This is a genomic window from Streptomyces sp. NPDC001450 (assembly GCF_053597295.1).
In genome coordinates this window covers 1-25,355 of record NZ_JBSFHY010000072.1, presented here as the reverse complement: position 1 = coordinate 25,355, position 25,355 = coordinate 1, and the positions used below count along the sequence as shown (strand labels likewise).

At 70.1% G+C, this 25,355-nt stretch carries 24 protein-coding genes and 2 tRNA genes; 23 read left to right on the top strand and 3 right to left on the bottom strand.

Annotated elements, in window-relative coordinates:
• The first annotated feature begins 220 nt into the window (after window positions 1–220).
• The 8 genes from rplU (at window position 221) to ACWC5O_RS43105 (ending at window position 10,905) form a co-directional block, all read left to right on the top strand.
• Window positions 221–541 (top strand): 50S ribosomal protein L21, encoded by a 321-nt coding sequence (gene rplU, locus ACWC5O_RS43140; protein ID WP_071367434.1) that lies wholly within the window; start codon window positions 221–223, stop codon window positions 539–541.
• A 14-nt stretch (window positions 542–555) separates the two neighbouring features.
• Window positions 556–810 (top strand): 50S ribosomal protein L27, encoded by a 255-nt coding sequence (gene rpmA / locus ACWC5O_RS43135; protein WP_360979588.1) that lies wholly within the window; start codon window positions 556–558, stop codon window positions 808–810.
• 123 nt (window positions 811–933) lie between these two features.
• The gene (gene obgE, locus ACWC5O_RS43130) at window positions 934–2,382 is read left to right on the top strand and encodes a GTPase ObgE (protein ID WP_450591200.1); all 1,449 of its coding nucleotides are present in this window, start codon (window positions 934–936) and stop codon (window positions 2,380–2,382) included.
• A gap of 345 nt (window positions 2,383–2,727) precedes the next feature.
• The gene (locus ACWC5O_RS43125; RefSeq protein ID WP_450591202.1) at window positions 2,728–4,281 is read left to right on the top strand and encodes an alkaline phosphatase D family protein; all 1,554 of its coding nucleotides are present in this window, start codon (window positions 2,728–2,730) and stop codon (window positions 4,279–4,281) included.
• Between the two features lie 362 nt (window positions 4,282–4,643).
• Window positions 4,644–5,522 carry a hypothetical protein gene (locus tag ACWC5O_RS43120; RefSeq protein ID WP_450591203.1) on the top strand — a complete coding sequence of 293 codons (879 nt, stop codon included), beginning with the start codon at window positions 4,644–4,646 and terminating at the stop codon, window positions 5,520–5,522.
• Window positions 5,523–5,625: 103 nt separating this feature from the next.
• Window positions 5,626–7,122: a D-ribitol-5-phosphate cytidylyltransferase gene (locus ACWC5O_RS43115; RefSeq protein ID WP_450591204.1), complete on the top strand. Its 1,497-nt coding sequence runs from the start codon at window positions 5,626–5,628 to the stop codon at window positions 7,120–7,122.
• 188 nt (window positions 7,123–7,310) lie between these two features.
• Window positions 7,311–9,392 carry a hypothetical protein gene (locus ACWC5O_RS43110; RefSeq protein ID WP_450591278.1) on the top strand — a complete coding sequence of 694 codons (2,082 nt, stop codon included), beginning with the start codon at window positions 7,311–7,313 and terminating at the stop codon, window positions 9,390–9,392.
• 298 nt (window positions 9,393–9,690) lie between these two features.
• Window positions 9,691–10,905 (top strand): glycosyltransferase family 2 protein, encoded by a 1,215-nt coding sequence (locus ACWC5O_RS43105; protein WP_450591206.1) that lies wholly within the window; start codon window positions 9,691–9,693, stop codon window positions 10,903–10,905.
• Window positions 10,906–10,929: 24 nt separating this feature from the next.
• Here ACWC5O_RS43105 and ACWC5O_RS43100 read toward each other — a convergent pair whose 3' ends face one another.
• Complete coding sequence (locus ACWC5O_RS43100; RefSeq protein WP_450591208.1) at window positions 10,930–12,348, bottom strand: polysaccharide pyruvyl transferase family protein; 1,419 nt, start codon at window positions 12,346–12,348, stop codon at window positions 10,930–10,932.
• A gap of 212 nt (window positions 12,349–12,560) precedes the next feature.
• Here ACWC5O_RS43100 and proB point away from each other — a divergent pair, with 212 nt between their 5' ends.
• The 5 genes from proB to ACWC5O_RS43075 all read left to right on the top strand — a co-directional run bounded on the left by proB (window position 12,561) and on the right by ACWC5O_RS43075 (window position 17,465).
• Complete coding sequence (proB, locus tag ACWC5O_RS43095; RefSeq protein ID WP_450591210.1) at window positions 12,561–13,721, top strand: glutamate 5-kinase; 1,161 nt, start codon at window positions 12,561–12,563, stop codon at window positions 13,719–13,721.
• A gap of 122 nt (window positions 13,722–13,843) precedes the next feature.
• On the top strand, window positions 13,844–14,272 hold the full coding sequence (locus ACWC5O_RS43090) for a hypothetical protein (protein ID WP_450591212.1): 429 nt from the start codon (window positions 13,844–13,846) through the stop codon (window positions 14,270–14,272).
• Between the two features lie 88 nt (window positions 14,273–14,360).
• Window positions 14,361–15,647, top strand: a complete 1,287-nt coding sequence (locus ACWC5O_RS43085) for a glutamate-5-semialdehyde dehydrogenase (protein ID WP_450591213.1) — start codon at window positions 14,361–14,363, stop codon at window positions 15,645–15,647.
• An 85-nt stretch (window positions 15,648–15,732) separates the two neighbouring features.
• Entirely contained in the window at window positions 15,733–16,305 is a 573-nt protein-coding gene (locus tag ACWC5O_RS43080) for an SCO2584 family spore wall biosynthesis protein (protein WP_450591215.1), read from the top strand.
• Window positions 16,306–16,394: 89 nt separating this feature from the next.
• Window positions 16,395–17,465 (top strand): SCO2583 family membrane protein, encoded by a 1,071-nt coding sequence (locus ACWC5O_RS43075; RefSeq protein WP_450591217.1) that lies wholly within the window; start codon window positions 16,395–16,397, stop codon window positions 17,463–17,465.
• A gap of 57 nt (window positions 17,466–17,522) precedes the next feature.
• Here the strand turns inward: ACWC5O_RS43075 and ACWC5O_RS43070 are convergent, their stop codons facing one another.
• Window positions 17,523–18,617, bottom strand: coding sequence for a M48 family metallopeptidase (locus ACWC5O_RS43070; RefSeq protein WP_450591219.1), 1,095 nt, complete (start codon window positions 18,615–18,617; stop codon window positions 17,523–17,525).
• A gap of 104 nt (window positions 18,618–18,721) precedes the next feature.
• On the opposite strand from ACWC5O_RS43070, the gene ACWC5O_RS43065 reads away from it, so the two are divergent.
• The 9 genes from ACWC5O_RS43065 to ACWC5O_RS43025 all read left to right on the top strand — a co-directional run bounded on the left by ACWC5O_RS43065 (window position 18,722) and on the right by ACWC5O_RS43025 (window position 23,767).
• On the top strand, window positions 18,722–18,886 hold the full coding sequence (locus tag ACWC5O_RS43065) for a hypothetical protein (protein WP_450591221.1): 165 nt from the start codon (window positions 18,722–18,724) through the stop codon (window positions 18,884–18,886).
• Between the two features lie 143 nt (window positions 18,887–19,029).
• The gene (locus tag ACWC5O_RS43060; protein ID WP_450591223.1) at window positions 19,030–19,194 is read left to right on the top strand and encodes a hypothetical protein; all 165 of its coding nucleotides are present in this window, start codon (window positions 19,030–19,032) and stop codon (window positions 19,192–19,194) included.
• Window positions 19,195–19,250: 56 nt separating this feature from the next.
• Window positions 19,251–19,979 (top strand): nicotinate-nucleotide adenylyltransferase, encoded by a 729-nt coding sequence (gene nadD / locus ACWC5O_RS43055; RefSeq protein WP_450591224.1) that lies wholly within the window; start codon window positions 19,251–19,253, stop codon window positions 19,977–19,979.
• A 16-nt stretch (window positions 19,980–19,995) separates the two neighbouring features.
• Window positions 19,996–21,693 carry a LytR C-terminal domain-containing protein gene (locus ACWC5O_RS43050; protein ID WP_450591226.1) on the top strand — a complete coding sequence of 566 codons (1,698 nt, stop codon included), beginning with the start codon at window positions 19,996–19,998 and terminating at the stop codon, window positions 21,691–21,693.
• A 101-nt stretch (window positions 21,694–21,794) separates the two neighbouring features.
• Entirely contained in the window at window positions 21,795–22,238 is a 444-nt protein-coding gene (gene rsfS / locus ACWC5O_RS43045; protein WP_450591227.1) for a ribosome silencing factor, read from the top strand.
• The gene (locus ACWC5O_RS43040; protein WP_450591229.1) at window positions 22,238–22,906 is read left to right on the top strand and encodes a histidine phosphatase family protein; all 669 of its coding nucleotides are present in this window, start codon (window positions 22,238–22,240) and stop codon (window positions 22,904–22,906) included. Before rsfS ends, ACWC5O_RS43040 begins: the two co-directional genes overlap by 1 nt.
• Before the next feature lie 106 nt (window positions 22,907–23,012).
• Window positions 23,013–23,085: transfer RNA gene (locus ACWC5O_RS43035), tRNA-Ala, on the top strand.
• Between the two features lie 271 nt (window positions 23,086–23,356).
• Window positions 23,357–23,530, top strand: coding sequence for a hypothetical protein (locus ACWC5O_RS43030; protein WP_450591230.1), 174 nt, complete (start codon window positions 23,357–23,359; stop codon window positions 23,528–23,530).
• Window positions 23,531–23,533: 3 nt separating this feature from the next.
• Complete coding sequence (locus tag ACWC5O_RS43025; RefSeq protein WP_006136074.1) at window positions 23,534–23,767, top strand: hypothetical protein; 234 nt, start codon at window positions 23,534–23,536, stop codon at window positions 23,765–23,767.
• Here the strand turns inward: ACWC5O_RS43025 and ACWC5O_RS43020 are convergent.
• Window positions 23,746–24,981: a glycosyltransferase 87 family protein gene (locus ACWC5O_RS43020; RefSeq protein ID WP_450591232.1), complete on the bottom strand. Its 1,236-nt coding sequence runs from the start codon at window positions 24,979–24,981 to the stop codon at window positions 23,746–23,748. The two genes, ACWC5O_RS43025 and ACWC5O_RS43020, sit on opposite strands and share 22 nt — an antisense overlap.
• Window positions 24,982–25,083: 102 nt before the next feature.
• On the opposite strand from ACWC5O_RS43020, the gene ACWC5O_RS43015 reads away from it, so the two are divergent.
• Window positions 25,084–25,156, top strand: a tRNA-Ala gene (locus ACWC5O_RS43015).
• The last annotated feature ends 199 nt before the right edge of the window (window positions 25,157–25,355 follow it).

The window sequence follows — 25,355 nt, the reverse complement described above, 5'->3', positions numbered from 1 at the left end:
GGCCGGTCCGTGTGACCGGCCGCACACCGCGGGGGCCCGGCCCGGTTTGACCCCTTCGGCCGTGGCCCCGTAACCTTGACCGTCGGCGTGTCCACTGAACACGCCACATCCCCGTAAACCTCTTCCTCCCGGGCACACGGTTGGCCGGGAGAGGTTGCCCGTGTCATCGCTGGGCGGCTGGCCTGCGGGGGTGCCGTTTCCGAGCGAAAGAGAGATCCGCGTGTACGCCATCGTGCGCAGCGGTGGTCGCCAGCACAAGGTTGCTGTCGGCGACATCGTTGAGGTTGACAAGATTTCCACCGCCAAGGTTGGCGACACGGTCGAGCTCTCGACCCTGCTCGTTGTCGACGGCGACGCTGTGACCAGCGACCCGTGGGTGCTGGCCGGCATCAAGGTCCAGGCCGAGGTCGTGGACCACCACAAGGGCCAGAAGATCGACATTCTGCGCTACAAGAACAAGACCGGCTACCGCCGTCGTCAGGGCCACCGCCAGCAGTACACGGCGATCAAGGTCACGGCGATCCCCACGGCTGCGAAGTAAGGGACTGAGGAGACATGGCACACAAGAAGGGCGCATCGTCCACCCGGAACGGTCGCGACTCCAATGCCCAGCGGCTCGGCGTGAAGCGCTTCGGCGGTCAGGTCGTGAACGCTGGTGAGATCCTGGTCCGTCAGCGCGGCACCCACTTCCACCCGGGCTCCGGCGTCGGCCGTGGCGGCGACGACACGCTGTTCGCGCTGCAGGCCGGTGCGGTGGAGTTCGGCAGCCACCGCGGCCGCAAGGTCGTGAACATCGTTCCGGTCGCCTGACCGAACGTTCACTTCGCGAGGCGGACCTCACTTCCCGGTCGGGAAGGCGGGTCCGCCTTTCGCGTGTTCCTAATGGAACGCAGCAAGCAGAGAAACACCCGCACTCACTGGAGGCACTGAACCATGACCACCTTCGTGGACCGCGTCGAGCTGCATGTCGCCGCGGGTAACGGAGGTCACGGCTGTGCCTCCGTCCACCGTGAGAAGTTCAAGCCGCTCGGCGGCCCGGACGGCGGCAACGGCGGCCGTGGCGGTGACGTCATCCTGACCGTGGACCAGTCGGTCACCACGCTCCTGGACTACCACCACTCCCCGCACCGCAAGGCCACCAACGGCAAGCCCGGCGAGGGCGGCAACCGCTCCGGCAAGGACGGCGAGGACCTGGTCCTGCCGGTGCCGGACGGCACGGTCGTCCTGGACAAGGCGGGCAACGTGCTCGCCGACCTGGTCGGCCACGGCACCTCGTACATCGCGGCGCAGGGCGGCCGGGGCGGCCTCGGCAACGCGGCGCTGGCGAGCGCCCGCCGCAAGGCGCCCGGCTTCGCCCTGCTGGGCGTGCCCGGGGACCTGCAGGACATCGTCCTGGAGCTGAAGACGGTTGCCGACGTGGCCCTGGTGGGCTACCCGAGCGCGGGCAAGTCCTCGCTGATCTCCGTGCTCAGCGCGGCCAAGCCGAAGATCGCGGACTACCCGTTCACCACCCTCGTCCCGAACCTGGGCGTGGTGACCGCCGGCTCGACCGTCTACACCATCGCCGACGTGCCCGGTCTGATCCCGGGCGCCAGCCAGGGCAAGGGCCTCGGCCTGGAGTTCCTGCGGCACGTGGAGCGGTGCAGTGTGCTCGTGCACGTGCTGGACACCGCGACCCTGGAGTCCGACCGCGACCCGGTCTCCGACCTCGACATCATCGAGGAGGAGCTGCGGCAGTACGGCGGCCTCGGCAACCGTCCCCGCATCGTCGTCCTGAACAAGGTGGACGTGCCGGACGGCAAGGACCTCGCCGAGATGGTCCGCCCCGACCTGGAGGCGCGCGGCTACCGGGTCTTCGAGGTGTCCGCGGTGGCCCACATCGGGCTGCGCGAGCTGTCGTTCGCCCTCGGTGACCTGGTCGGCAGGGCGCGCGCCGCGAAGCCGAAGGAGGAGGCGACGCGGATCGTCATCCGGCCCAAGGCCGTGGACGACGCGGGCTTCACCGTCATCCGCGAGGAGGTCGGCGGGGAGCCGCTGTTCAGGGTGCGTGGCGAGAAGCCGGAGCGCTGGGTCCGCCAGACCGACTTCAACAACGACGAGGCCGTCGGCTACCTCGCCGACCGGCTCAACCGCCTCGGTGTCGAGGAGCAGTTGATGAAGGCGGGCGCGCGGGCCGGCGACGGCGTGGCCATCGGCCCCGAGGAGAACGCGGTCGTCTTCGACTGGGAGCCGACGGTCATGGCGGGCGCGGAGATGCTCGGCCGGCGTGGCGAGGACCATCGCTTCGACGCGCCGAGGCCCGCGACGCAGCGCCGACGGGACAAGCAGGCCGAGCGGGACGAGGCCTCGCGCGAGTACGACGAGTTCGACCCGTTCGAGTAGTCGGTCGCACCACCCGAGCCGAAAAGCCGTACCCGCCCGAGCCGAATGGTGAGCGCCGGGCACCGCGCCTGCGGTGTCCCGGTGCCGGCCACACCTGCGGCGAATGGCCGGATCAGCTCGGGATTCGCCCACTAACACCCGTTACCGTAGGCATCTCCTGACACTCAGTGAGACCCGTTGCGGCAAGGTCACGTTCCATCCGTGGTTCCCGTGTCGTGACGGGTCTTCTGTTGTCCGTCTATTTGTCATGCACGCGAATGCTCTCGTTCGGTGGGCGGGACGTCCGGCCGTGGGAGCTTGCGAAGGTCCGAGCCCAAGAGGCCTCCGTGGCAAGGGAGTCAGCGAATGACCGGAGCATTACCGCCCGACCGCCGCCGCTTTCTGACCGCCGGTGCCGCCGTCCTCGGCGCCGCGGCCTCCGCCCAGCTCTGGCTGCCGGCCACCGTGGCCCGGGCGGCCCAGACCCCGCTGCCCGACGAGGTGTTCACCCTCGGAGTGGCCTCCGGCGACCCGCTGCCCGACGGGATCGTGCTGTGGACCCGGCTCGCCCCCGACCCACTTCACGGCGGCGGCATGCCCGACGCGGTCGTCCCCGTGGAGTGGGAGATCGCCGAGGACGAGCAGTTCGGAAAGACCGTCCGCACAGGCACGGCCGAGGCCCGGCCCGAGTACGGGCACAGCGTTCACGTGGATGTGAGGGGGCTGCGCCCGGACCGCACGTACTGGTACCGCTTCCGCGCCGACGGCCGGCTCTCGCCCACCGGCCGCACCCGCACCGCCCCCCACCCGCACCGCAGAGGCGGCTCGCTGCGCGTCGCGCTCGCCTCCTGCCAGAACTGGCAGCACGGCTACTTCACCCCGTACGCCGACATGCTCGCCCAGGACCCCGACGTCGTGCTCTTCGTCGGCGACTACATCTACGAGTCCAAGCCCTCCGCCACCGCCGTACGCCGGCACGAGGGCAGCGACGAGCCGTACACCCTGGTCCAGTACCGCAACCGCTACGCCCAGTACCGCACCGACCCCGACCTCGCCGCGATGCACGCGAACGCGCCCTGGGTGGTCACCTTCGACGACCACGAGGTCGACAACGACTTCGCCGGCGAGATCCCGCAGGACCCCGGCAAGCAGTCGCACGACGCGTTCGTGGCCCGCCTGACCGCGGCCTACCAGGCGTACTACGAGCACATGCCGGTCCGTGCCACCGCGATCCCGAACGGCCCGCACATCCAGATGTACCGCCGGCTGGAGTTCGGCCGCCTGGCCCGGCTCAACGTCCTCGACACCCGGCAGTTCCGCACCGACCAGGCGACCACGCAGGAGGGCGCCGAGAGCCCGTCGATGACCATGCTGGGCGCCGAGCAGAAGCAGTGGCTGCTGGACGGGCTGTACGACTCCCCGGCCCGCTGGAACCTGATCGCCTCGCAGATCATGATGGCCGAGACCGACCTGCTGCTCGGCGAGGGCAAGCTCTGGTACTACGACGCCTGGGACGGCTACCAGGACGAACGCAACGCCCTGCTGGAGGAGTTCGCCGACATCCGCAACCCGGTCGTGCTCAGCGGCGACCGGCACCTGACGATGATCAGCGACCTGAAGGAGGACTTCGCCGACCCGGACTCCGACGTGGTCGGCGCCGAGTTCGTCGGCACCTCCATCTCCAGCAACGGCGACCAGGACCAGGCCGCCTTCCACGCCCAGTGGGACCCGCTCAAGGCGGACAACCCGCACTGGAAGGTGATCGACGCCCACCGCGGCTATCACCTCTTCGACATCCGCCGCGACGGTATCGACGCGCAGGTCCGTGTCGTGGACACGGTGGTCAGGCCGCAGGCGACCGCGAGCACGCTGGCCACGCTGCGGGTGGAGTCGGACGAGCCGGGTGTGCGCGTCGTCTGACAGGTGAGACCCAGGTAAGTCTCTTACCGTCCGTTGATCATGGGGACGGACCGCACGAAAGACACCCTGCCCGCAGGGACCCGCCTGCTGCACATAGGCCCGCACAAGACCGGGACCACGGCCACCCAGGGGGCGCTGTTCGCCGCGAAGGAGAAGCTGCCGGAGTACGGCATCGCCTTCCCGGCGCACAGCCGCCACCCCATGGAGGCCGCTCTCGCCGCCTGCGCCCGGCCCGCGATGATGGGCGACACCGTGCCGACGGACCGGCACTGGACCCGGCTGCTGGCGAGTTCTTCGCCGACGCCCCCGACGACGGGCCGATCACCCGGATCGTCGAGCAGCTCGGCGGCATGCGGGGGAGGGTGCACGTCCTGGTCACGCTGCGTCCGCTGGCGAAGATCATGCCCTCGCAATGGCAGCAGTACGTGCAGAACGGGCTGCGCATGGGCCACGAGGACTGGCTGGAACACATGCTCCGCAAGCCGCGCTACGAGAAGCCGAAGCCCAGCTTCTGGCAGCGGCACCGGCACGACCGGCTCGTGGAGCGCTGGGCCCGGATCGTCGGACCGGAACGTGTCACGGTCGTCGTGGTGGACGACCGCGACCGCGGCGGTTTGATGAGCACTTTCCAGACACTGCTCGGGTTGCCGGTAAATTTTCTTCAGCCGGTCACGGACACCGCTAACCGCTCTCTTACCTTGGCCGAGACCGAGATGCTGCGGTATCTCAATGTCGAATTCCGCGGCAATGGTCTGCCTGACGCACTGTATTCACGTCTGGTACGGAACGGAGCTGTGCCGCATATGAAGAACGCGTGCAGCCCCACCCCCCGGGACGTGAAGATCGTGACCCCGCGCTGGGCGGTTGAGGCAGCGGGTGCGCTCGGTGCCGAGATGGCGGAGCGGATCGGTGTGCTCGGTGTCGGGATCCTTCGGCGACCCGGGCCTGCTGTCCACCGTACCGACCGAGCCCGAACTGCCTTACGCCGAGCCGCGAATCGCGCCCGAGGTCGCCGCCCGGGCGCTGTACGGCGCGCTCGCCGCGGCGGTGTCCGTACCGGTCGGCGCAGGCCCCGCGCGCACCGTGCACCAGACGTCGACGATGGAACTCGTGAGGGTCCTCGGGCACCGTTGTCCGAAGCGGCTCGGGCGGCGCTGAGCGCAGGCTGTGTACTTACTCACAAGAATTTCACGAGCGTACACGGCAACCATGTCCAACCATCCGGAGTCCAAGGTGAATGAAGGGTTGCGCTCACATAGGCAGGGGATGTCGTCCGCCTTGCACCCCGCTTATCGAAAGTGAGAGCATTTCACGGTTCCCTGTCGTCCCAAGGTAGGTCAGCCTGTGTCCCAGCACATAGCCAAGCCCCGAACCACCGCAGTGATCCTGGCCGGTGGCACCGGTCAGCGGGTGGGTCTGTCGATTCCCAAGCAGTTGCTGAAGATCGCCGGCAAGGCAGTCATCGAGCACACCCTGACCACCTTCGAGAAGGCCGAGTCGATCGACGACGTCATCGTGCTCATGGCCCCGGGCTATGTGCCGGACATCGAGAAGATCGTCGCCAAGGCCGGGTTCCAGAAGGTCAAGAAGATCATCGAGGGCGGCTCGACCCGCAACGAGACCACCGAGCGCGCCATCGAGGCCCTCGGCGAGGGCCTGGCCGAGGGCGAGGACCTCAACGTCCTCTTCCACGACGCCGTCCGCCCCCTGCTCTCGCAGCGCGTGATCGACGACTGCGTGACCGCGCTGGAGCGCTACCAGGCCGTCGACGTCGCCATCCCGTCCGCCGACACCATCATCGTCACGCGTACGCACGGCGAGGACGGCGAGTTCATCACCGAGATCCCGGACCGCTCCCGGCTGCGCCGCGGCCAGACCCCGCAGGCCTTCAAGCTGTCCACGATCAAGCGGGCCTACGACGTCGCCGCCGGCGACCCCAACTTCCAGGCCACGGACGACTGCTCCGTCGTCCTCAAGTACCTGCCGGACGTGCCGATCCACGTCGTCGCGGGCGACGAGTACAACATGAAGGTGACGCAGCCGGTCGACGTCTTCATCGCCGACAAGCTGTTCCAGCTCGCCTCCACCGCGACCCCCGAGCAGAACGGCGAGGAGGCCTACCGCGAACTCCTCACCGGCAAGACCATCGTGATCTTCGGCGGCTCCTACGGCATCGGCAAGGACATCGCCGAACTCGCCGGGTCCTACGGCGCGAACGTCTACGCGCTGGGCCGCTCCACCACCGGTACCCACGTGGAGAACCCGGAGGAGGTCGACGACGCGCTGTCCAAGGCGTACGCGGAGACCGGCCGGATCGACTACGTCGTCAACACCGCGGGCGTGCTGCGCATCGGCAAGCTCGCCGAGACCGACAACGCCACCATCGAGGAGGCGCTGAAGGTCAACTACCTGGCCCCGGTGCAGATCGCTCGTTCGTCGTACAAGTACCTGGCCGAGACCAAGGGCCAGCTGCTGCTCTACACCTCCAGCAGCTACACCCGCGGCCGCGCCGAGTACAGCCTCTACTCCTCGACCAAGGCCGCCATGGTGAACCTCACCCAGGCGCTGTCCGACGAGTGGGCCGGCGACGGCATCCGCGTCAACTGCATCAACCCGGAGCGCACCGCCACCCCGATGCGCACCAAGGCCTTCGGTCAGGAGCCGACGGGTTCGCTGCTCTCCTCCGAGGCCGTGGCCGGCACCTCCCTGGACGTGCTGCTGTCGGAGCTGACCGGTCACGTCATCGACGTCCGTCAGCAGGATCCGACGGCGGGCGCCGCCAAGGCCTCCGGATTCGAGCAGGCGTTGGCCTCGGTTCTGGACCGCCAGGACGGCATGTAATGATTGCGACTGAATAACTTTCAGGAATTCAGGCCTCTGCGGCCGCCCATTCGCCGGGCTTTCGCAGAGGCCTGAATCCGTACACCTCGCGAACAATCCGCCACCCCCCGGCATTACCGAACAAAACCGGCACTCCCCCTCCCAGAGCAGGTTTCTCTGTGATATCCACCGCTATTCGCGTCGCCCGGGTGGGCAGCGTGGCCGAGCTGGCCGCGGCGGCCCTCGTGATGCTGGGCTTCCCGGCGCTCATGCTGGCCGCGCTCGTCCCGAGCGTCTACGCCTTCGCGGCCGTGGCAGCCGTGACGTACCTGGCGGACCACTATCTGCACCGCAAGGGCAGCTACCTGATCAACCGCCTCAGCAAGGTCCGGGCCGGTCTGTCGATCCGGTTCCTGATCCGGCAGCTGCTGCTGATCCTGCTGCTGGCCCGGCTCTCGCACGCGAACGACCTGATCTTCTACGGTGCGGTCGCCTGCTTCATCGCCTTCTACGGCCTCCAGGCCCCGCACGGCGCGCTGGTCACCCTGATCCGCAACCGCCGCCGGATGCCGGTCGCCACCCGCAACGTGGACCTGAAGTCCCGCATCCGTATCCCGGACGCCCCGCCGCGCCGCCTGCTGCACCGCTCCGCGGAGAAGATGCTCCACCTCGACCTGTTCGCCGTCGTCGGCGTCGTGGTCTCCGCGATCGTGGACTCGGCCGTCGCCGGCTTCGTGGGCATCGGCCTCACCGTGGGCCTCGGCTGCCTGTACGTCCTGGTGCTGGTGCCGTACGTGCGGGGGACGAAGGTCCCGCCGAAGGCCGACACCGTCCTCGCCGCCGTCGACGAATGGCTGGCCGGCTACAAGCCGGAGACGGTCCTGTACTTCTCCGGCTCCAAGGACTCCGCGTACCAGGTCAACATGTGGCTGGAGACGATGGAGCGGCTGGAGACCCGGCCGCTGATCATCCTGCGCGAGCGCGCGATCTTGAACAACCTGGCGCCCACCACGGTCCCCGTCATCTGCGTGCCCGGAGGGGTGCACCTGATGAACCTGGACCTGTCGACCGTGCGCGTCGCCCTGTACGCGGCCAACGTCGGCAAGAACATCCACCTGCTGCGCGTGCCCACGATGAAGCACGTCTTCATCGGCCACGGCGACAGCGACAAGCTGGCCAGCGTCAACCCGTACAGCAAGGTGTACGACGAGGTCTGGACCGCCGGCCGGGCCGGCCGCGACCGCTACGCCATCGCCGACGTCGGCGTACGCGACGACGACATCGTCGAGGTCGGCCGCCCGCAGCTGGCCCCCATCCAGAGCTGGCAGGGCGTGCCCGAGGGGCGTATCGCCACCGTTCTCTACGCCCCCACCTGGGAGGGCTGGGACGGCAATCCCGGCAACACCTCGATCGTGCTCGCCGGCGAGAACATCGTGAACAAGCTGGTGCAGGCCGACCCGCCGGTCCGCGTCCTGTACAAGCCGCACCCCTTCACCGGCACCGTCAGCAAGGAGGCGGGCGCCGCGCACCAGCGCATCACCGCCCTGGTCGAGAAGGCCGCCGCCGAGCGCGCCGCCGACTCCCGCTTCACCGCTGACGCCGATGTCCAGACCCAGGCCAAGGCCGAGCTGGACCGCATCGAGGCCCGCCTCGCCGAGCTGGCCGCCGCCGGCGGCGAGAAGGGCGACGAGGCCGAGGCCACCCGCGACGGCGTCGTCGACGTCGAGAAGCACCAGGAGATCGCCCGGCTGCGCGCCGAGTGGAACGACGCCTACTGGCGCTCCTTCCCCTCGTACGAGCACCGCGTCATCACGGGCGCCGAGCCGCGCCTGTACGACTGCTTCAACGTCTCGGACGCGATGGTCTCCGACATCTCCTCCGTGGTCTCGGACTTCATCGCGAGCGGCAAGCCGTACGCGGTGACGGACTCCGGCGAGCTGGGCGTGGAGGAGTTCAAGCGGCAGAACACGGCCGTGCGCGCGGCGACGATCCTGTCCAACAGCGCGGCCGAGCTGGGCGGCCTGCTGGACGCCGTACGCGACCCCTCCACCGACCCGCTGGCCGAGGCCCGGGGCGAGCTGAAGCGGTACCTGCTGGGCCCGGACGAGCCGAAGTCCATCGACCAGTTCAACACCGCGGTCGCCGACCTGGCCCTCAAGGCCGAGACCCGCAACGTCGGCCAGGAGTCCCGCCCGGTCGCCGGGAACGCCGAAACCGCCGAGCTGACCAACGCGGTACCGGGTCAGCGCGGGGCGTCCGCCGGTGAGACGGACGGCGTGACCGCGGGCTGACCCGCCACCCTGCTACGGCCTCCGAGGGACATCCCCGGGGGCCGTTGTCGTGTCCGGCCGTCTTGCGCGGCTCTTAACCGCCGCTGAACCGCTCTTACTCCGTCTGCGTACTGTCCCGTACCGCCCGCCGTGCTCCGTGTCTGTCCGCTTCCTGTGAGGGGGGCGCCGGTGTGACGTGCACCACTGATTACCCGCAGTGAGGCAACCGCTTCCCACGGGTGTCCGTCTAACAAATTGCGAATGAGCTGATACGGGGGAAATGTTCCGTTGACCAGCGGGAAAGCAGCAAGGGGGAAACGTGACCGTCGTGACGCAGCCTGATGTGAGCGTGATCATCGGGGCGTACGAGGCGATGCCTTACCTGGTCGAGTGCCTGGCATCCGTCGAGGCGCAGACCATCGACCCGGCACGCATGGAGGTCATCGCGGTCGACGACGGGTCGACGGACGGCAGCGGGGAGTACCTGGAGGAGTTCGCGGCCCGCGCCCCCATGCCGGTCACCGTGATCCGCCAGGAGAACTCCGGCGGCCCCAGCGGACCGCGCAACGTCGGCCTCGGCAAGGCGGCCGGACGCTACGTCTTCTTCCTGGACGCCGACGACCGGCTCGGGCCGGAGGCCCTGGAGCGCATGGTCGCCATGGCCGACAAGAACGGCACCGACGTGGTGCTCGGCAAGGTCGAGGGCATCAACCGCATCCCGCCGAAGTCCATGTGGGGCAAGACCGTCGACCGGACCGACGTCTTCTCGTCCAACATCAAGTTCACGCTCAGCGCGCAGAAGCTGTTCCGCCGGGCGCTGCTGGAGAAGCACGGCATGCGCTTCGACGAGTCCCTGTGGACCGGTGAGGACGCGCTGTTCACGATGGAGGCCTACCTGCGGGCCGACGGTGTCTCGGTGGTCGCCGACTATCCCTGCTACTACCTGGTCGGCCGCGAGGACGGCAAGCACGTCACGAAGACCGGGAGTTACACGCTCCGCTTCGACTCCGCGCGCGCCCTGATGAAGCTGATCGCCGACATGGTCCCGGCGGGCGCCAAGCGCGACACTCTCATGATCCGGCCCTTCCTCATCACCCTGCTGCCGCAGTTCGGGCCCAAGTTCCTGACGGACAGCGAAGAGGTCCGCCGGCACAAGCTCGAGCTGGCCAAGCCGCTGATGGACGCCTACTGGACGCCCGGGGTGGCCCGCCGGCTCAAGGTGCACGAGCGGCTGCGGCTGCACCTGGTGGCCGTGCAGCGGCCCGAACTGCTGCTGGACGTCGTGAAGTTCGTCAAGGCGAAGAGGCAGGCCGCCGCGGTCCTGGAGAAGCGCGGCACCCGCGTCTACCTCGTCTACCCGCACTTCCGGTCCAGGGAGGCCGGCATTCCCGACCAGGTCTACCTCGCCGAACCCCGCGAGGCCCGGGCCTTCGAGGGCTACCGGGAGGCCGCCGCCAACTCCTTCCTGCGCCGGGCGCTCAGGAAGATCCGGCGGATGCTGCCGAGCGGGGGATTCGGAGCGGCGGCGGCCTGAGGGCCCCCGCCGCGGCCGGGGGAGTCACTGCTTGCCGGACTGAAGCGCCCGGCGCAACGGCCGGCCCACCACGCGGCGGGCGCGCCGGTAGACGGAGGCGGTGGGCGCGGGCAGCCCGTCCTTGGCCTTCCTCGCCCGCGCCAGCTCGCGGCGCAACTGGGTGTTGTCCTGCGTCAGTTCGCTGACCCGGGTGTGCAGCCAGCCGAACCGGCTGCTGAGCGAGGCGAGGTCGGTGTCGTTCCAGGGGCGCACGCCCGGCGGGAAGGACAGCGAGTCCATCTTCTTCTCGAAGGCCGCACCGCCGTCGCCGTGCGTGAAGGTGTTCTGCAGCCCGTTCCTGTCCAGGAAGCCGACGAACCGTTCGAAGCGCTCCCGGTGGTTGCCGACCAGCCCGCCGAAGTCGGCCTGCTCGTACAGCCGCGCCGGGTCGGCGGCCTCCGGGTCCTTGGCGACCCTGTCCAGCCGCTGGTGCGGGATCTCGAAGTACCGGCACAGCTCCAGCGTGCGCGAGTCACCGCACAGCACGGTCGCGGGCGTCCCCGCGAGCAGCGCCGCGACGTTGCCGTGGATGCGTGAGCCGAAGGAGAAGTCGAAGGGGCGCAGCTCGTCGATCCAGGTGACCGGGTCGACGTACACCCGCACCTTGTCCTCCCGGTACATCGGATGGTCCGGGTGCGTCGGCATCGCGGTCACAGCGGCGTTCGGGTCGCTGAGGTCCCGCCAGTGCAACTGCCGGGCGTCACTGAGGTTCTGGCCGACGAAGCGCAGGTTCGGGTACCGGTCGTGGGCGCGGGTGATGATCCGGCCGAGGCCCTGCTTCCTCACCGCGCTGTGCGAACCGTTGACCGCGATCCGCGACTCGGCGGTCAGTTCGGGCACCCGCTTGCGTACGTCGAGTTCGCTGCCGTACAGGAACAGCGACGGGCAGCCGATGACCTCCACGTCCCTGAAGCCCATGTCCCGCAGGTACTGCTCGGTGAACTCGCCCCGCACGCCGATCGAGGCGCTGCGCTCCAGCACCGCCGCGCAGAACTCGCGCACCGTCGGCTCGATGCTCTTCAGCCGCGCCGGGTCGTAGCCCACCCCGGTCTGCGCGCCGACGCCGAGCACCACGACCGGGATCCTCAGCCGGGTGATGAGCCGGGTCAGGCGCTTCAGCGCGATCTCGAAGGAGGGCCGGAAGGCGTTGGCGAGCGGCACGACGAAGGCGTCGTACTCCGCGTTGATGCGCGCGGCCGCGGCCACCTCGGTCCGCCCGCCGTTCGAGACGACCTCGGTTCCCGGGACCTCGAGGATCTTGTGTGCCGCGTCCTGGAAGATCAGGTTGCCCGCGTTGGTGGCGATCACGTCCTGGTGGAGGGCCTCCTCCACGGTGAGGACGTCGTAGGGGCTCTTGCCCGAGCGGAGGAGTATGCGCTTCGGATGGCGAACGTTAGGTGACACGAAGGTCAAATTATGTTTGTCAGAGATTTAATTTCTATAGGCAACCGGTGCAACCTTTTTACCGTACGCGCTCGGTGAGCAAGCGGTTACGCCCCGCCTGTCCGGGGGCTGGACCGGTGCGCGCCGCACGGCCCCCTTCGCGTAGATTGCCGCACAGGCAGCCGGAACCGGGCGAGGGGACAGCAGGCAAGGTGGCAAGGGCAAGGCAGGCCGTGGGTGAGGCCCGCAGGATCGTCGTCAAGGTGGGCTCCTCGTCGCTGACCACCGCCGCGGGCGGCCTGGACGCCGACCGTGTCGACGCGCTGGTAGACGTCCTCGCCAAGATCCGAAAGATGGGGGTGGCCCGAAGGGCCTCGGTTGAGGGTGGTGGTGGGAGACGGGTGGGCGGGGGAGAGAAGGAGATCGTGCTGGTCTCCTCGGGTGCCATCGCCGCGGGCCTCGCTCCGCTGGGCCTGCGCCGCCGCCCCAAGGACCTGGCCCGCCAGCAGGCCGCCGCCAGCGTCGGCCAGGGACTGCTCGTCGCCCGCTACACCGCCTCCTTCGCCCGCTACGGCGTACGCGTCGGACAGGTTCTGCTCACCAGCGACGACATGAGCCGCCGCGCCCACCACCGCAACGCCTCCCGCACCCTGGACAAGCTGCTGGCCATGGGTGCCTTCCCCATCGTCAACGAGAACGACACCGTCGCCACCGACGAGATCCGCTTCGGCGACAACGACCGCCTCGCCGCCCTCGTCGCCCACCTCGTCCATGCCGACCTGCTGGTGCTCCTCTCCGACATCGACGGCGTCTACGACGGCGACCCCAGCAAGCCGGGCACCTCGCGGATAGCGGAGGTGCGGGGGCCCGCCGATCTCGAGGGCATCGAGATCGGCAGCGTGGGCAAGGCCGGCGTCGGCACCGGCGGCATGGTCACCAAGGTCGAGGCCGCCCGGATCGCCGCCGCCGCGGGCATCCCGGTGGTGCTCACCAGCGCCGTCCACGCTGCGGAGGCGCTGGGCGGCGGCGACACCGGCACCTACTTCCACCCCACCGGCAAACACGCCGGCGGCCGCCTGCTGTGGCTCCAGCACGCCTCCACCCCGCAGGGCTCCCTCACCCTGGACGACGGCGCCGTCCGCGCGGTCGTGGAGCGGCGCAAGTCACTGCTGCCCGCCGGAATCGCCGCCGTGGAGGGCGAGTTCAGTGCCGGCGATCCCGTCGAGCTGCGTGACGGCACCGGCCGCGCGGTGGCCCGCGGGCTCGTCAACTTCGACGCCAAGGAGATCCCCCAGCTGATCGGACGTTCGACCCGGGAGCTGGCGCGCGAGCTGGGCCCGGCGTACGAACGCGAGGTCGTACACAGGGACGACCTGGTGCTCCTGCACCCGTAAAAACGGGGCGTAACGACGGCCCCCGGTGGGGGACGTTCCGTAAAACCGCCCCGCGGAGCCGTAGGGCCTGCTCAACTTTGTCTCAGGAACACGTTCCCGAGCGCTGCGTGAAGGAGGCCGTCGTGAGACGAGTGCGCCCTGGGGCGGCGGCGTCCCGCGGTGCTCTGACGAGCGTCGCGGCCGGGGACACCTACGAGGAGTCCAGGGACCTGCCCCGCCTGTGGCACGTCACGCTCAGCGTCTCGGGGCAGAAGGTCCCCCTCAAGGACCTGCGGCGCGCCCTGGAACAGCTGGCCCATGACCACCCCTTCCTGCTGACCAGCAGATACGCGAACGACCACGCGGAGATCCGCTACTGGGAAGAGGCCCGCGACCTGCACGACGCCGCCGCCGTGGCCCTGCGCCTGTGGGGCGAGCACCGCCAGACCGCCGGACTCCCCGCCTGGGAGATCGTCGGCCTGGAGGTCATCGACCGGGAGACCTACCACCAGCGCGTCGCCGAGGGCTACGGCCCGCCGCCCGCGACCCCGGTAGGGGTTCATCCCTTCTGACGGGTACAGGTGTTTCCGCCCCCTTGATCCCGTCTCGGGGTGTGGAACGAGCGGTGGACGGCCTCGTCCGGCGCACTACCCTTCCCTCATGACCACGCTCTCGCCGTACGACTCCATGTCCCCGGTCACCCAGGCCGCCTACCGGGCCAAGGCCGCCGCCGCCGACCTCGCGCCGCTCCCGCGCGCCGTGAAGGACGACGCGCTGCTCGCCATCGCCGACGCCCTGGAGGTCCGGACCGGCGAGATCGTCGAGGCCAACGCCAAGGACGTGGCCAAGGCCCGGGAGAACGGCACCAGCGAGGCCATCGTCGACCGGCTCACCCTCACCCCCGAGCGGGTCCGCGCCATCGCCTCCGACGTCCGCGACGTCGCGAAGCTGCCCGACCCGGTCGGCGAGGTCGTCCGCGGCTCCACCCTCCCCAACGGCATCGACCTGCGCCAGGTCCGCGTCCCGCTCGGCGTGGTCGGCATCATCTACGAGGCCCGCCCGAACGTCACCGCCGACGCCGCCGCCCTCTGCCTGAAGTCCGGCAACGCCGTCCTGCTGCGCGGCTCGGCCTCCGCCTACGAGTCCAACAGCGCCCTCGTGCGAGTGATCCGGGACGCCGTCGGCGGCGCCGGGCTGCCCGCCGACGCCGTCCAGCTGGTGCCCGGCGAGAGCCGCGACTCCGTACGCGAGCTGATGCGCGCCCGGGGCCTCGTCGACGTGCTCATCCCGCGCGGCGGCGCCTCCCTGATCCAGACCGTGGTCAACGAGTCCACCGTCCCCGTCATCGAGACCGGCACCGGCAACTGCCACGTCTACGTCGACGCCCGGGCCGACATCGACATGGCGATCGAGATCCTGATCAACTCCAAGGCCCAGCGGGTCAGCGTCTGCAACGCCGCCGAGACCCTCCTGGTCCACCGGGACATCGCCCCCGACTTCCTGCCGCGCGCCCTCGACGCCCTCGCCGAGGCCGGCGTCACCGTCCACGCCGACGAGCGCGTCATGGCCTACGCCAAGGACTCGAAGGCCACCGTGGTCGAGGCCACCCCGGAGGACTGGGAGACCGAGTACCTCTCGTACGACATCGCCGCCGCCGTCGTCGACTCGCTGGACAAGGCCGTCGAGCACATCCGGCTGTGGACCTCCGGCCACACCGAGGCGATCGTCACCACCTCCCAGCAGGCCGCCCGCCGCTTCACCCAGCTGGTCGACTCCACCACCGTCGCCGTGAACGCCTCCACCCGCTTCACCGACGGCGGCCAGTTCGGCTTCGGCGCCGAGATCGGCATCTCCACCCAGAAGCTGCACGCCCGCGGCCCGATGGGCCTGCCGGAGCTGACCAGCACGAAGTACATCGTCACCGGCGACGGTCACGTGCGCCGCTGACGGCCCTGGCGAAAAGGCGTCTCAGCAGGCGGATGAATTTCCATACCGTCTGCCCAAATTGACCCCCCAGGTCTACTCTGGATCCGTGCCGGAGGACGTGGGGGGCACGCCGTTCCCTGACGGCTGGGAGCCCGACGACGACCACGACCACGGGGTGTCGGACGAAGAGTTCGCCTCCGTGGTCTTCGACGAGGCCTTCGTGCAGGCGGCTGTGGTGCACGAGCCGACCGCCGTGGAACGCCTCCTGGCCGCCGCACAGGCAAGAGCCGAGGCCTCCGAGGCAGAAGCCCGCCGCGCCCACGCCAGAGGCGAGCGCTACGACGACGGGTACGGCCCCGAAGGGACCGATTTCGGTCATGATCGGGACGACGACGAGCTGGACGACACCTACGTCCTCGGTGACGGTCGCGGCGTCTTCGGGAGCCACGGCAAGCAGGTCCGCTGGCACCGGCCCGTCGCCTGGGTGCTCGCCCTCGTGATGGGCATCGGCATGGTCGCGCTGGCCTTCGCCGCCGTCTACCGGGGCGCTTCCTCGAACACCCGCGACCGGGTGCCGTCCCCCGCCGCGACCGGAATGGAGCAAGGCGCGGCCTCGCCCCCCTCGGCCTCCGCCGACTCCAACCCGCCGGCCGTCTCGGCCTTCCCACGAACCCCCTGAACGCCCGCACGGGCACCTGTTGAGAACCTGTCAGAAGTTGTCGCGTAGCGGGGCGTTTACCCGAGGCTCACGAGACCTACCCTGAAAGTATGGGCGGGCCTGGAGACCCACCGGAGGGGACACCCGAGGGCGGCCCCGGAGGTGGAGACGACGAGTACCGATCCGTCGTGTTCGACGAGTCGTTCGTCCGTGCTGCCCGCCTCCAGGAGTTCTCCGCGCAGGAGCGCATGGGCGACCACGCGCCCGCCGTGCGCCGCCGCCCGCCCCTGCGCCGGGGACTGACCCGGCAGCTCCTGATCCTCGCCCTGCTGCTCGCCGTCGCCTTCGGCACCGCGATCTACATGGGCGTCCGTCACCCGTACAGCTCCCCGCAGGCCCGGCGCTCCGCCGAGGCCCTGCGGATGACCGTCATCCCGCTCGCCCCGCAGGGCAAGGTGCCCGGCGCCGCCGACGCCGAGGAGCTGTACGCGCACAGCCCCGCCGCCCAGTTCGAGGTCGGCGCCGCCGGGATCCCGCTGCCTGCCACCCGCAGCACCCCGCACTTCTCCGACAGCCAGGTCACGGCCGCCCTGAGCATCGCCAGGACCTACCTCGTCCGCTCCTCCCTCGACCCCGACGTGCTCACCGGCCGTCAGTTCCGCCCGGCCCGGGCCCTCCTCGACGCCGAGCAGCTCGACCAGTTCGACCAGAGCTTCCACCACCCCGCGGCGGACGGCCGCCACGCCCCCACCGGCTGGCTGGTCCGCCTCGACCCGTCCCGGGCGCAACTGGCCGACGACCGGATCCGCGTCCAGGGCACCCTGCAGGCCGGCGAGGCCGACCCGGCCACGCTGGAGGTCAGCGCCGACACGATCTTCGTCTACGCCCTGCGCCGGACCGGTGCCGCCGACGACGCGCCCGTGTCCCTGTTCACCGTCCGCCGTGAGATGACCTTCCACTTCGACCGCGACGAACTGCGCGTGGGCCAGCTCCAGCTGGTCACCTCCTACGCCCAGGCCGGCCCCATGTCCTGCGCGGAGGACGCGACCTCCTACCTCCACCCCCTGCTGGCCGGCCAGACCGCGAGGACGGGCGTGCCGGCGGGGACCGATCCTTATGCGACGGACAGCGCTACCGCGCTGTGCGGGACGCTGGCCGTCGGAGCTCAGCCGACGGGGTGAGGCGGCCTGACGGGGTGCGTTGTCCGGCGGTGCGGGCGGGTGGGGGCTTGTCGCCGGTCACTCCTCGTCGTGAGGCGGCGTGTCCTTCGGTCCTTCCGGGGACGGCGGCGGGCTCCTGAAGCCGTCGAAGCCCCGGCGGACTCGGCCGCCCAGGCCCGCCGTGCCGCCCGCCAGGTCTGTGACCAGCTTCATCAGCGGGTCCTTGGAAGTCTTCACGTCGTCCGCGTAGCTCGCGGCGGACTCGCGGAAGGAGTCGCTGACCGAGGTGTCCTTGTCCTCGGAGCGCCGCGGGTAGTGGCCGTCCATGATCCGCTGGTAGTCCCGGGACTCGGCCCACTTCTTCAGCTCGGCCGCCCGGATGGTGGCGAAGGGGTGCGAGCGGGGCAGCACGTTGAGGATCTTCAGCACGGAGTCGCGCAGATCGCCGCCGGCCTCGTACTCCTCGGCCTGCTCCAGGAACGCGTCCACGTTCATCTCGTGCAGGTGGTTGCCGCCCGCCATCTTCATCAGTCCGCGCATGGAGGCCTTCGGGTCCTGCCCCACCAGCAGCCCGGCACGGTCCGCGGACAGCTCCGACTTGCGGAACCACTCCCGCAGCGCCGTGACGATCGCCATGATCGCGAAGTTGCCCAGCGGTATCCAGGCGACCTTCAGCGCCAGGGTCGTCAGGAACAGCAGGATCGTGCGGTACACCGCGTGCCCGGACAGGGCGTGCCCCACCTCGTGCCCGACGACCGCCCGCATCTCCTCCTCGTCGAGCAGCTCGACCAGCCCCGTGGTGACCACGATGATCGGCTCGTCCAGCCCGATGCACATCGCGTTCGGCTGCGGGTCCTGGTTGACGTACATCGGCGGGACCTTCTCCAGGTCCAGGATGTAACAGGCGTCCAGCAGCATGTCGTGCAGATGCTTGAACTGCCGCTCGGAGACGCGCACCGAGTCGGACAGGAACAGCAGCCGCAGGCTCCGCTCCGGAAGCAGCCCGCTGAGCGCCTTGAACACCGTGTCGAAACCGCTCAGCTTGCGCAGCGCCACCAGGGCCGACCGGTCGGCCGGGTGCTCGTACGCGCGCGATGAGATCCCGGGGAAGCGCCTGCGCTGCCTGCTCGGCACGCGCTCGTGCCCCGTCTGCTCGCGGCCGTCGTCGGACATGTCTTCCCCCATGTGCGTATGAGTGCCTCACTGTGCCCCCGAGGCAGGAGCCAGCCTAGGCGGCGATACCGTGGACGGGCAGTACAGCCGAAGGAGTCCCTGTCATGGAGCACCACCCCGCAGCCGCCTGGCTGACCGAGGCCGCCACCAGTGCCGTCCAGCAGCACGGGTCGGGGAATCTGCTCCGGGTCGTCCTGATCGTGATGGTCCTTGGCTGCGCACTGACCGCGTGGTTCCTGCTGCGCGGCTACAAGCGGAAGGACGACTGACCGCCCGCGAAAGTTCCCCCGCCGACGGCCGATTCGCGCCCGCGCCCGCACCAACGGCGGAGTCGGGGTGATCGCCGCCGGACCGCCCGCTTACGATGAGCCGACGTCTTTATCCCGCCCACACGCGATAGGTCCTGCCGAAGATGAGCTTCCACAGCGCCGCTGCCCAGTTGGTCACCCTCGCCGCCGGGGGCGAGGAGCACGGCGGCAACCACAACAGCCTGAACCCCGCCGTCACCGGCGGCGGCGCCCTCATCATCCTGCTCCTGCTCCTGTGGATCACCACCCGCTTCAACCGGGACCGCTGACCCGGGAGCCCGTCCCCCGCCGGGGCCCTCAGGTGGGGCCGGTAGGGTCTGCACGCATGGGAGAGCAGGACATGCCTACCGGCCCGGCGCACGAGACGGCCGCACCCGCGGCCGACGACGCCACCCAGCACGCCGAAGCGGCGGCAGGCACGGTGAAGACCCCGGCGTACGCCCCGGGCAGCGGCCCCGCCCACTCGGGCAAGCGCCGCCTCGGCGTCATGGGCGGAACGTTCGACCCGATCCACCACGGACACCTGGTGGCGGCCAGCGAGGTCGCGGCGCAGTTCCAGCTGGACGAGGTGGTGTTCGTGCCCACCGGCCAGCCTTGGCAGAAGTCCCACCGCAAGGTCTCCCCGGCCGAGGACCGCTATCTGATGACGGTCATCGCGACCGCCGAGAACCCTCAGTTCTCCGTCAGCCGCATCGACATCGACCGCGGCGGCCCCACGTACACCGTGGACACCCTGCGCGACCTGCGGGCCCTCAACCCCGACACGGACCTCTTCTTCATCACCGGCGCCGACGCCCTCGCGCAGCTGCTGACCTGGCGCGACTCGGAGGAGCTGTTCTCCCTGGCGCACTTCATCGGCGTCACCCGGCCCGGCCACCACCTGACCGACCCCGGCCTGCCGGAGGGCGGTGTCACACTCGTCGAGGTGCCCGCGCTCGCCATCTCCTCGACGGACTGCCGTGCGAGAGTCGCCAAGGGCGAGCCCATCTGGTACATGGTGCCGGACGGAGTCGTGCGCTACATCGACAAGCGCGAGCTGTACCGCGGCGAGTGAGCCGAGAGGGGCACCGGTGAACGACCGATACGACGCGGGGTACGGAGACGGCCAGTACGAACTCGTCGGCTACGACGAGTACGGCCGGCCGGTGTACCAGCAGGTCCCGGCACAGCCGTCTCCGCAGCAGCCCTACGACCCGTACGCCCAGCAGGGCTACGGCTACGACCCGTACGCCACCGGGCAGCAGCCTGCCCAGCCCCACGCCACCGGCAATCAGCGCCCCGCCCCGTCCTACGACCCGTACGACACCGGCCACCAGGCGCCCGCCTCCTCCTACGACACCTACGGCGGCAGGGGCACGGCGAACGCGTACGACCCCTACGGCCAGACCGCCACCAGCGGGCAGCACCCGCGCGTCGCCGGGCAGACCGCCTACATCCCGCAGCAGGCCGGCCCGGCCGAGGAGCCGGAACCCGCGGCCGCCCCCGAACGCGATTACCACACCGAACAGTTCGCCTTCGTCGAGGAACCGAGCGACGACTCCGAAGACGTCATCGACTGGCTGAAGTTCACCGAGAACCGCACCGAGCGCCGCGAGGAGGCCCGCCGCCGCGCCCGCAGCCGGGTCGTCGCCCTGCTCGTCGTCCTCGCCCTCGTCGCCGTCGGTGGTGTCGGCTACCTCTGGTACGCCGGAAAGCTTCCCGGCCTGTCCTCCTCCGGCTCCCAGTCGGGCACGACGACGCCGGCGGCCGCCCAGAAGCGTGACGTGATCGTCGTCCACCTGCACAACACCGGCAAGGGCGGCACCTCCACGGCGCTGCTGGTCGACAACACCACCACCAAGCAGGGCACGACCGTCCTGCTGCCCAACTCCCTCGCGCTCGCCGGCGACGACGGCAGTACCACGACCCTCGCCAAGTCGGTCGACGACGACGGCGCCTCCGGTACCCGCGACCAGCTCGACACCGTCCTCGGCACGAACATCCAGGGCACCTGGCGCCTGGACACCCCGTACCTGCAGAACCTCGTCGACCTGGTCGGCAACATCGACGTCGACACCAACACCGACGTGCCCGACCCGGACGCGAAGAAGAAGGGCACCTCGCCGCTGGTCCACAAGGGCAAGGACCAGACCCTCAGCGGCAAGATGGCCGTCGCCTACGCCACCTACCGCGCCTCCGGCGAGGCCCAGAACGCCCAGCTGGAGCGATTCGGACAGGTCATGCAGGGCGTGCTGCGCAAGATCTCCTCGGACGCGCAGGGCGCCACGGTCACCGTGCAGACCCTCGCGCAGATCCTCGACCCGCCGCTGACCGACAAGGACCTCGGCGCCTTCCTCGCCGAACTGGCCGACCTCGCCAAGGGCGGCGACTACAGGACCGCCCTGCTGCCCGTGCAGTCCGACGGCACGCTGAGCGCCAGGACCAGCGACAGTGTGGTGAAGGACATCCTCGGCGGCACCGCCAAGAGCCCCGACGCGGGCTCCGCGGTCCGGGTCTCCGTCCAGAACGCCACCGGTGTGAAGGACTACACGGAGAAGGCCCGCGTGGTGCTCCTCAACGGCGGCTTCACGTTCCTGGAGGGCGGCACAGCGTCCGCCGCCCGGGCCACCTCGAAGGTGCTCTACGCCGATGCCGCCGACAGGGCGAACGCCACCGAGGTCGCCAAGACCCTGGGCCTGCCCGCCGGCTCCGTGACCAAGGGCACCGTCTCCTCCGGTGCCGACGTCTCGGTCGTCCTGGGCAGCGACTACAGGCCCGCCTCCTCCTGACGGCGGCAGGGCACCCCATGTGCTCCGTTAATCACATGGGGTGCGCCCGGCGGTCCGTGAGACCCTTGAGGTCAAGTGACCCCTTGACGGAAAGCCGTGTAGTGACCGCCACTGATCGTTCCCTTGAGCTCATCAACACCGCTGCCCAGGCGGCGGCCGACAAGCTCGCCCACGACGTCATCGCCTACGACGTCAGCGACGTGCTGTCGATCACGGACGCATTCCTGCTGGCCTCCGCGCCGAACGACCGCCAGGTCAGGGCGATCGTCGACGAGATCGAGGAGCGCCTGCTGAAGGAACTCGGCGCCAAGCCGGTACGCCGCGAGGGCGACCGCGAGTCCCGCTGGATCCTGCTCGACTACGTCGACATCGTCGTCCACGTCCAGCACAGCGAGGAGCGGGTCTTCTACGCCCTGGAGCGGCTGTGGAAGGACTGCCCCGAGCTCGAGCTGCCCGCCGACGCCAAGGCCACCCGCGGCAAGGCCGAGGAGCACGCCAAGCTGCAGGCCGCCGAAGCCGCCGACGAGCCGGGCGGGGAGTGGTGATGAGCGCCACCGGCGAGGTGAGCGACCGCAAGGACCGGGGCCGCCGCATCATCCTGTGGCGGCACGGCCAGACCTCGTGGAACGTGGAGCGCCGCTTCCAGGGCACCACGGACGTCGAGCTGACCGAGACCGGCCTCGGCCAGGCTCGCCGTGCCGCCCGGCTGCTCGCCTCCCTGGGCCCCGACGCGATCGTCTCCTCGGACCTGCAGCGGGCCGCGAAGACGGCCGCCGAGCTGGCCACCCTCACCGACCTCGACATCGTCCGCGAGGAGGGCCTGCGGGAGACCTACGCGGGCGTCTGGCAGGGGCTGACGCACGACGAGATCATCGCCCGGTACGGCGAGCAGTACGCCGCCTGGAAACGGGGCGAGGCGGTCCGCCGCGGCGGCGGCGAGCTGGAGACCGAGGTCGCCGACCGCGCCGCCCCCGTCGTGCTGCGGCACGCCGAGAAGCTGCCCGAGGACGGCACCCTCGTGGTGGTCAGCCACGGCGGCACCATCCGGACCACCATCGGCCGGCTCCTCGGTCTGGAGGCCCAGTACTGGGAGAGCCTCGGCGGTCTCTCCAACTGCTGCTGGTCCGTGCTCGGCGAGGGCGCCCGCGGCTGGCGCCTGCTGGAGCACAACGCGGGCACCCTCCCGGAGCCCGTCCTCGGCGACGACGACTGACCCCTGACCCCGGATTTCACTTTCTGGCAGGTCACAGGCTAGAGTTCTTCTTGTTCGCCCCGCCGAGCGGGGCGGACGAGACATGCGGCTCCGCCGCGTGGCGCCAGGGGCTATAGCTCAGTTGGTAGAGCGCCTGCATGGCATGCAGGAGGTCAGGAGTTCAATTCTCCTTAGCTCCACGGATCGGCACTCTGTCGAGTTGTCAAAGATCGGTGAAGAGGATCCCGTCCCCTCAGGGGGCGGGATTTTCTGTGTTCGGCCTTGAGTCGGTCGGGGCCCTGCGGGCGTATACCCCTGCGGAGACGCTCTCGGTGCGCCATGGGCACCGGACCCAGTGGCCGGAGTGGGGGCCGTGTCCGGACTGGTACTGAGGCGTCGCTGACCGTATTGGCCCGGCCGTGGCAGAATCAAACGGCCGGAAGGGGGCGCGGCCCGACGGGAGGAGTAGCGATGCCTGCGAGCATCCTTGAGGAGGGCGGCCACCTCCTCGGTGCGGCGTTGATACGGGACACGGCAATCCGGCTCAGCTGCCCTTCCTGCGGTTCCGCGCGTGTGGCCCAGGTTCTCGGCGACAACGGCGGAATCTCCTACGTGTGCACGGCCTGCGGCCACAGCTGGAGCTGATCGATGGGTGCACACAGGCGAAAGTGCGACTGGTGCGGCAGTGGTACGCCGATCGTCCGTGACATGGAACCGATCAATCCCGACTACCAGTACTGGTGCGAGGAATGCGCGCGGGCGCTGATCATAAAGGGCGACCCGATCGAGACCTACCGCGAGCTGGAGGGCGAGCCGATCTACGGCCGGCTGCTCGAGGAGCACTGCACGCTCAAGCGGTTCTACTCCTTCGTGACCGCTTGACGCGCCGCTGACCGCGTCCGGGGGCTCGGCAACGATGTCCGGGCCAGCGCGAGGAACAGCGCACCGGCCGCTCCGTAGAGGGCCGACAGCGTCAACTGGGTGCCTGTCTGATGCAGTTCGGGCCGTCCCGGGCCGTGCGGTACCCACCACGGGGCGTACGAGCAGAAGACCAGCGCCGTGCCCAGGGCTGCCGCCCGGTGTCCGCGCGCCCACAGCAGCAGCACCAGGGGCACGCACCACACCCAGTGGTGCGTCCACGACACCGGACTGATCAGCAGCGCGGTGACCGCGCAGGCGCACACCGCCCAGGGCCGCATCCCCCGCAGCTCCGCCGCCACCGCCACCGCGAGCCCCAGGACGGCCGCCACGGCCGCCGCAGCGACCCAGAGGGCTCCCGGGTCGGGTGTGTGCAGCAGACGGGCCAGAACGCCGCGCAGGGCCTGGTTGGCGGTGGCCTCGGCGGGCCCGGCCCGGTCCGCGCGGAACGCCACGTCCGTCCAGAACCGCCATGAGTCGTACGGCAGGGCGGCCGCCGCGAACAGTGTCGCCCCGGCGAACGCGGCGGCCGCCCCGCGCGCGTGCCGCAGCCAGGGGCCGCCGTCCCCGCCCCCGAGCCGGGCCACGACACCCGTGGCGAGCAGGAACGCCGGGAACAGCGCGGGCGTCAGCTTGACCGCGGCGGCGAGCCCGAGCCCCGCCCCGGCGAGGCGGTCGTACCCGCCGACGGGGCGGCGGGTCAGGTCCCACAGCACCAGGGCGGCCAGCAGCAGGTTCACCTGGCCGTAGCGCAGCGTCGTCCACACCGGCTCGCACCACACGGCCACCGCCGCGACCCACCAGACGCTCTCCGCGCGCGCGTGGCCGACGAGTTTCAGCGACAGCCGTACGAACACCAGGAGGAGGGCGAGATTCCCCGCCGCCGCCAACACCCGCAGCGTCGGGGGGTCCGGCAGGGTCAGCGCGGTGAACAGCAGGGCCGCGAACGGCGGGTAGGTGGAGGGCAGGTGGGCGGCGGTCGCCCGCAGCGCGTACAGGTCGCCTCCCGCGCGGACGGCGGCCCCCTCGGCCCGGTACACCGTCAGGTCGATCATCGTCACGTGCGCGGCCCGCTGTGCCAGCCAGAACGCCGTGAACGACACCAGGCACGCACCCACGGCCACCGGCACCCGGCGCCGGGCTCCGGAGAACGCGATCAGGGTCACGAAAGCAGACATTAGCCCCCGTATGAGGGCAGAGCGGAAACTGATTTGGTACTGCACCCCAGGGACCGTGTAATGTTGGCGTCGCCGCCGGGGAAACCGGGCGGAACAAAGCAAGGGGCTATAGCTCAGTTGGTAGAGCGCCTGCATGGCATGCAGGAGGTCAGGAGTTCAATTCTCCTTAGCTCCACAGAAGTCGAAGGCGGATCATCCGAACGGATGGTCCGCCTTCGGCGTGTTCCACGTTGCTTTCCGAATTCACCGGGTTCACCGGTTTCATGGGTTCACCGGGTTCTCCCGGAGTGAGCAGGCCGAAGGCGGTCACCCGGCCCGGGTGGACCGTCTCGGCCAGGGGGACGAGCGGCTGCTTGGGGTACGGCCACTCGTCC

Excerpts from the sequence above, each read along its gene's own strand:
- ACWC5O_RS43085 (WP_450591213.1), top strand. The coding sequence starts at position 14,361 with ATGACCACGCTCTCGCCGTACGACTCCATGTCCCCGGTCACCCAGGCC.
- ACWC5O_RS43125 (WP_450591202.1), top strand. The coding sequence starts at position 2,728 with ATGACCGGAGCATTACCGCCCGACCGCCGCCGCTTTCTGACCGCCGGT.
- ACWC5O_RS43060 (WP_450591223.1), top strand. The coding sequence starts at position 19,030 with ATGAGCTTCCACAGCGCCGCTGCCCAGTTGGTCACCCTCGCCGCCGGG.
- ACWC5O_RS43065 (WP_450591221.1), top strand. The coding sequence starts at position 18,722 with ATGGAGCACCACCCCGCAGCCGCCTGGCTGACCGAGGCCGCCACCAGT.
- nadD (WP_450591224.1), top strand. The coding sequence starts at position 19,251 with ATGGGAGAGCAGGACATGCCTACCGGCCCGGCGCACGAGACGGCCGCA.
- ACWC5O_RS43040 (WP_450591229.1), top strand. The coding sequence starts at position 22,238 with ATGAGCGCCACCGGCGAGGTGAGCGACCGCAAGGACCGGGGCCGCCGC.
- ACWC5O_RS43070 (WP_450591219.1), bottom strand. The coding sequence starts at position 18,617 with ATGTCCGACGACGGCCGCGAGCAGACGGGGCACGAGCGCGTGCCGAGC.
- obgE (WP_450591200.1), top strand. The coding sequence starts at position 934 with ATGACCACCTTCGTGGACCGCGTCGAGCTGCATGTCGCCGCGGGTAAC.
- ACWC5O_RS43075 (WP_450591217.1), top strand. The coding sequence starts at position 16,395 with ATGGGCGGGCCTGGAGACCCACCGGAGGGGACACCCGAGGGCGGCCCC.
- ACWC5O_RS43030 (WP_450591230.1), top strand. The coding sequence starts at position 23,357 with ATGCCTGCGAGCATCCTTGAGGAGGGCGGCCACCTCCTCGGTGCGGCG.
- ACWC5O_RS43020 (WP_450591232.1), bottom strand. The coding sequence starts at position 24,981 with ATGTCTGCTTTCGTGACCCTGATCGCGTTCTCCGGAGCCCGGCGCCGG.
- rpmA (WP_360979588.1), top strand. The coding sequence starts at position 556 with ATGGCACACAAGAAGGGCGCATCGTCCACCCGGAACGGTCGCGACTCC.
- ACWC5O_RS43025 (WP_006136074.1), top strand. The coding sequence starts at position 23,534 with ATGGGTGCACACAGGCGAAAGTGCGACTGGTGCGGCAGTGGTACGCCG.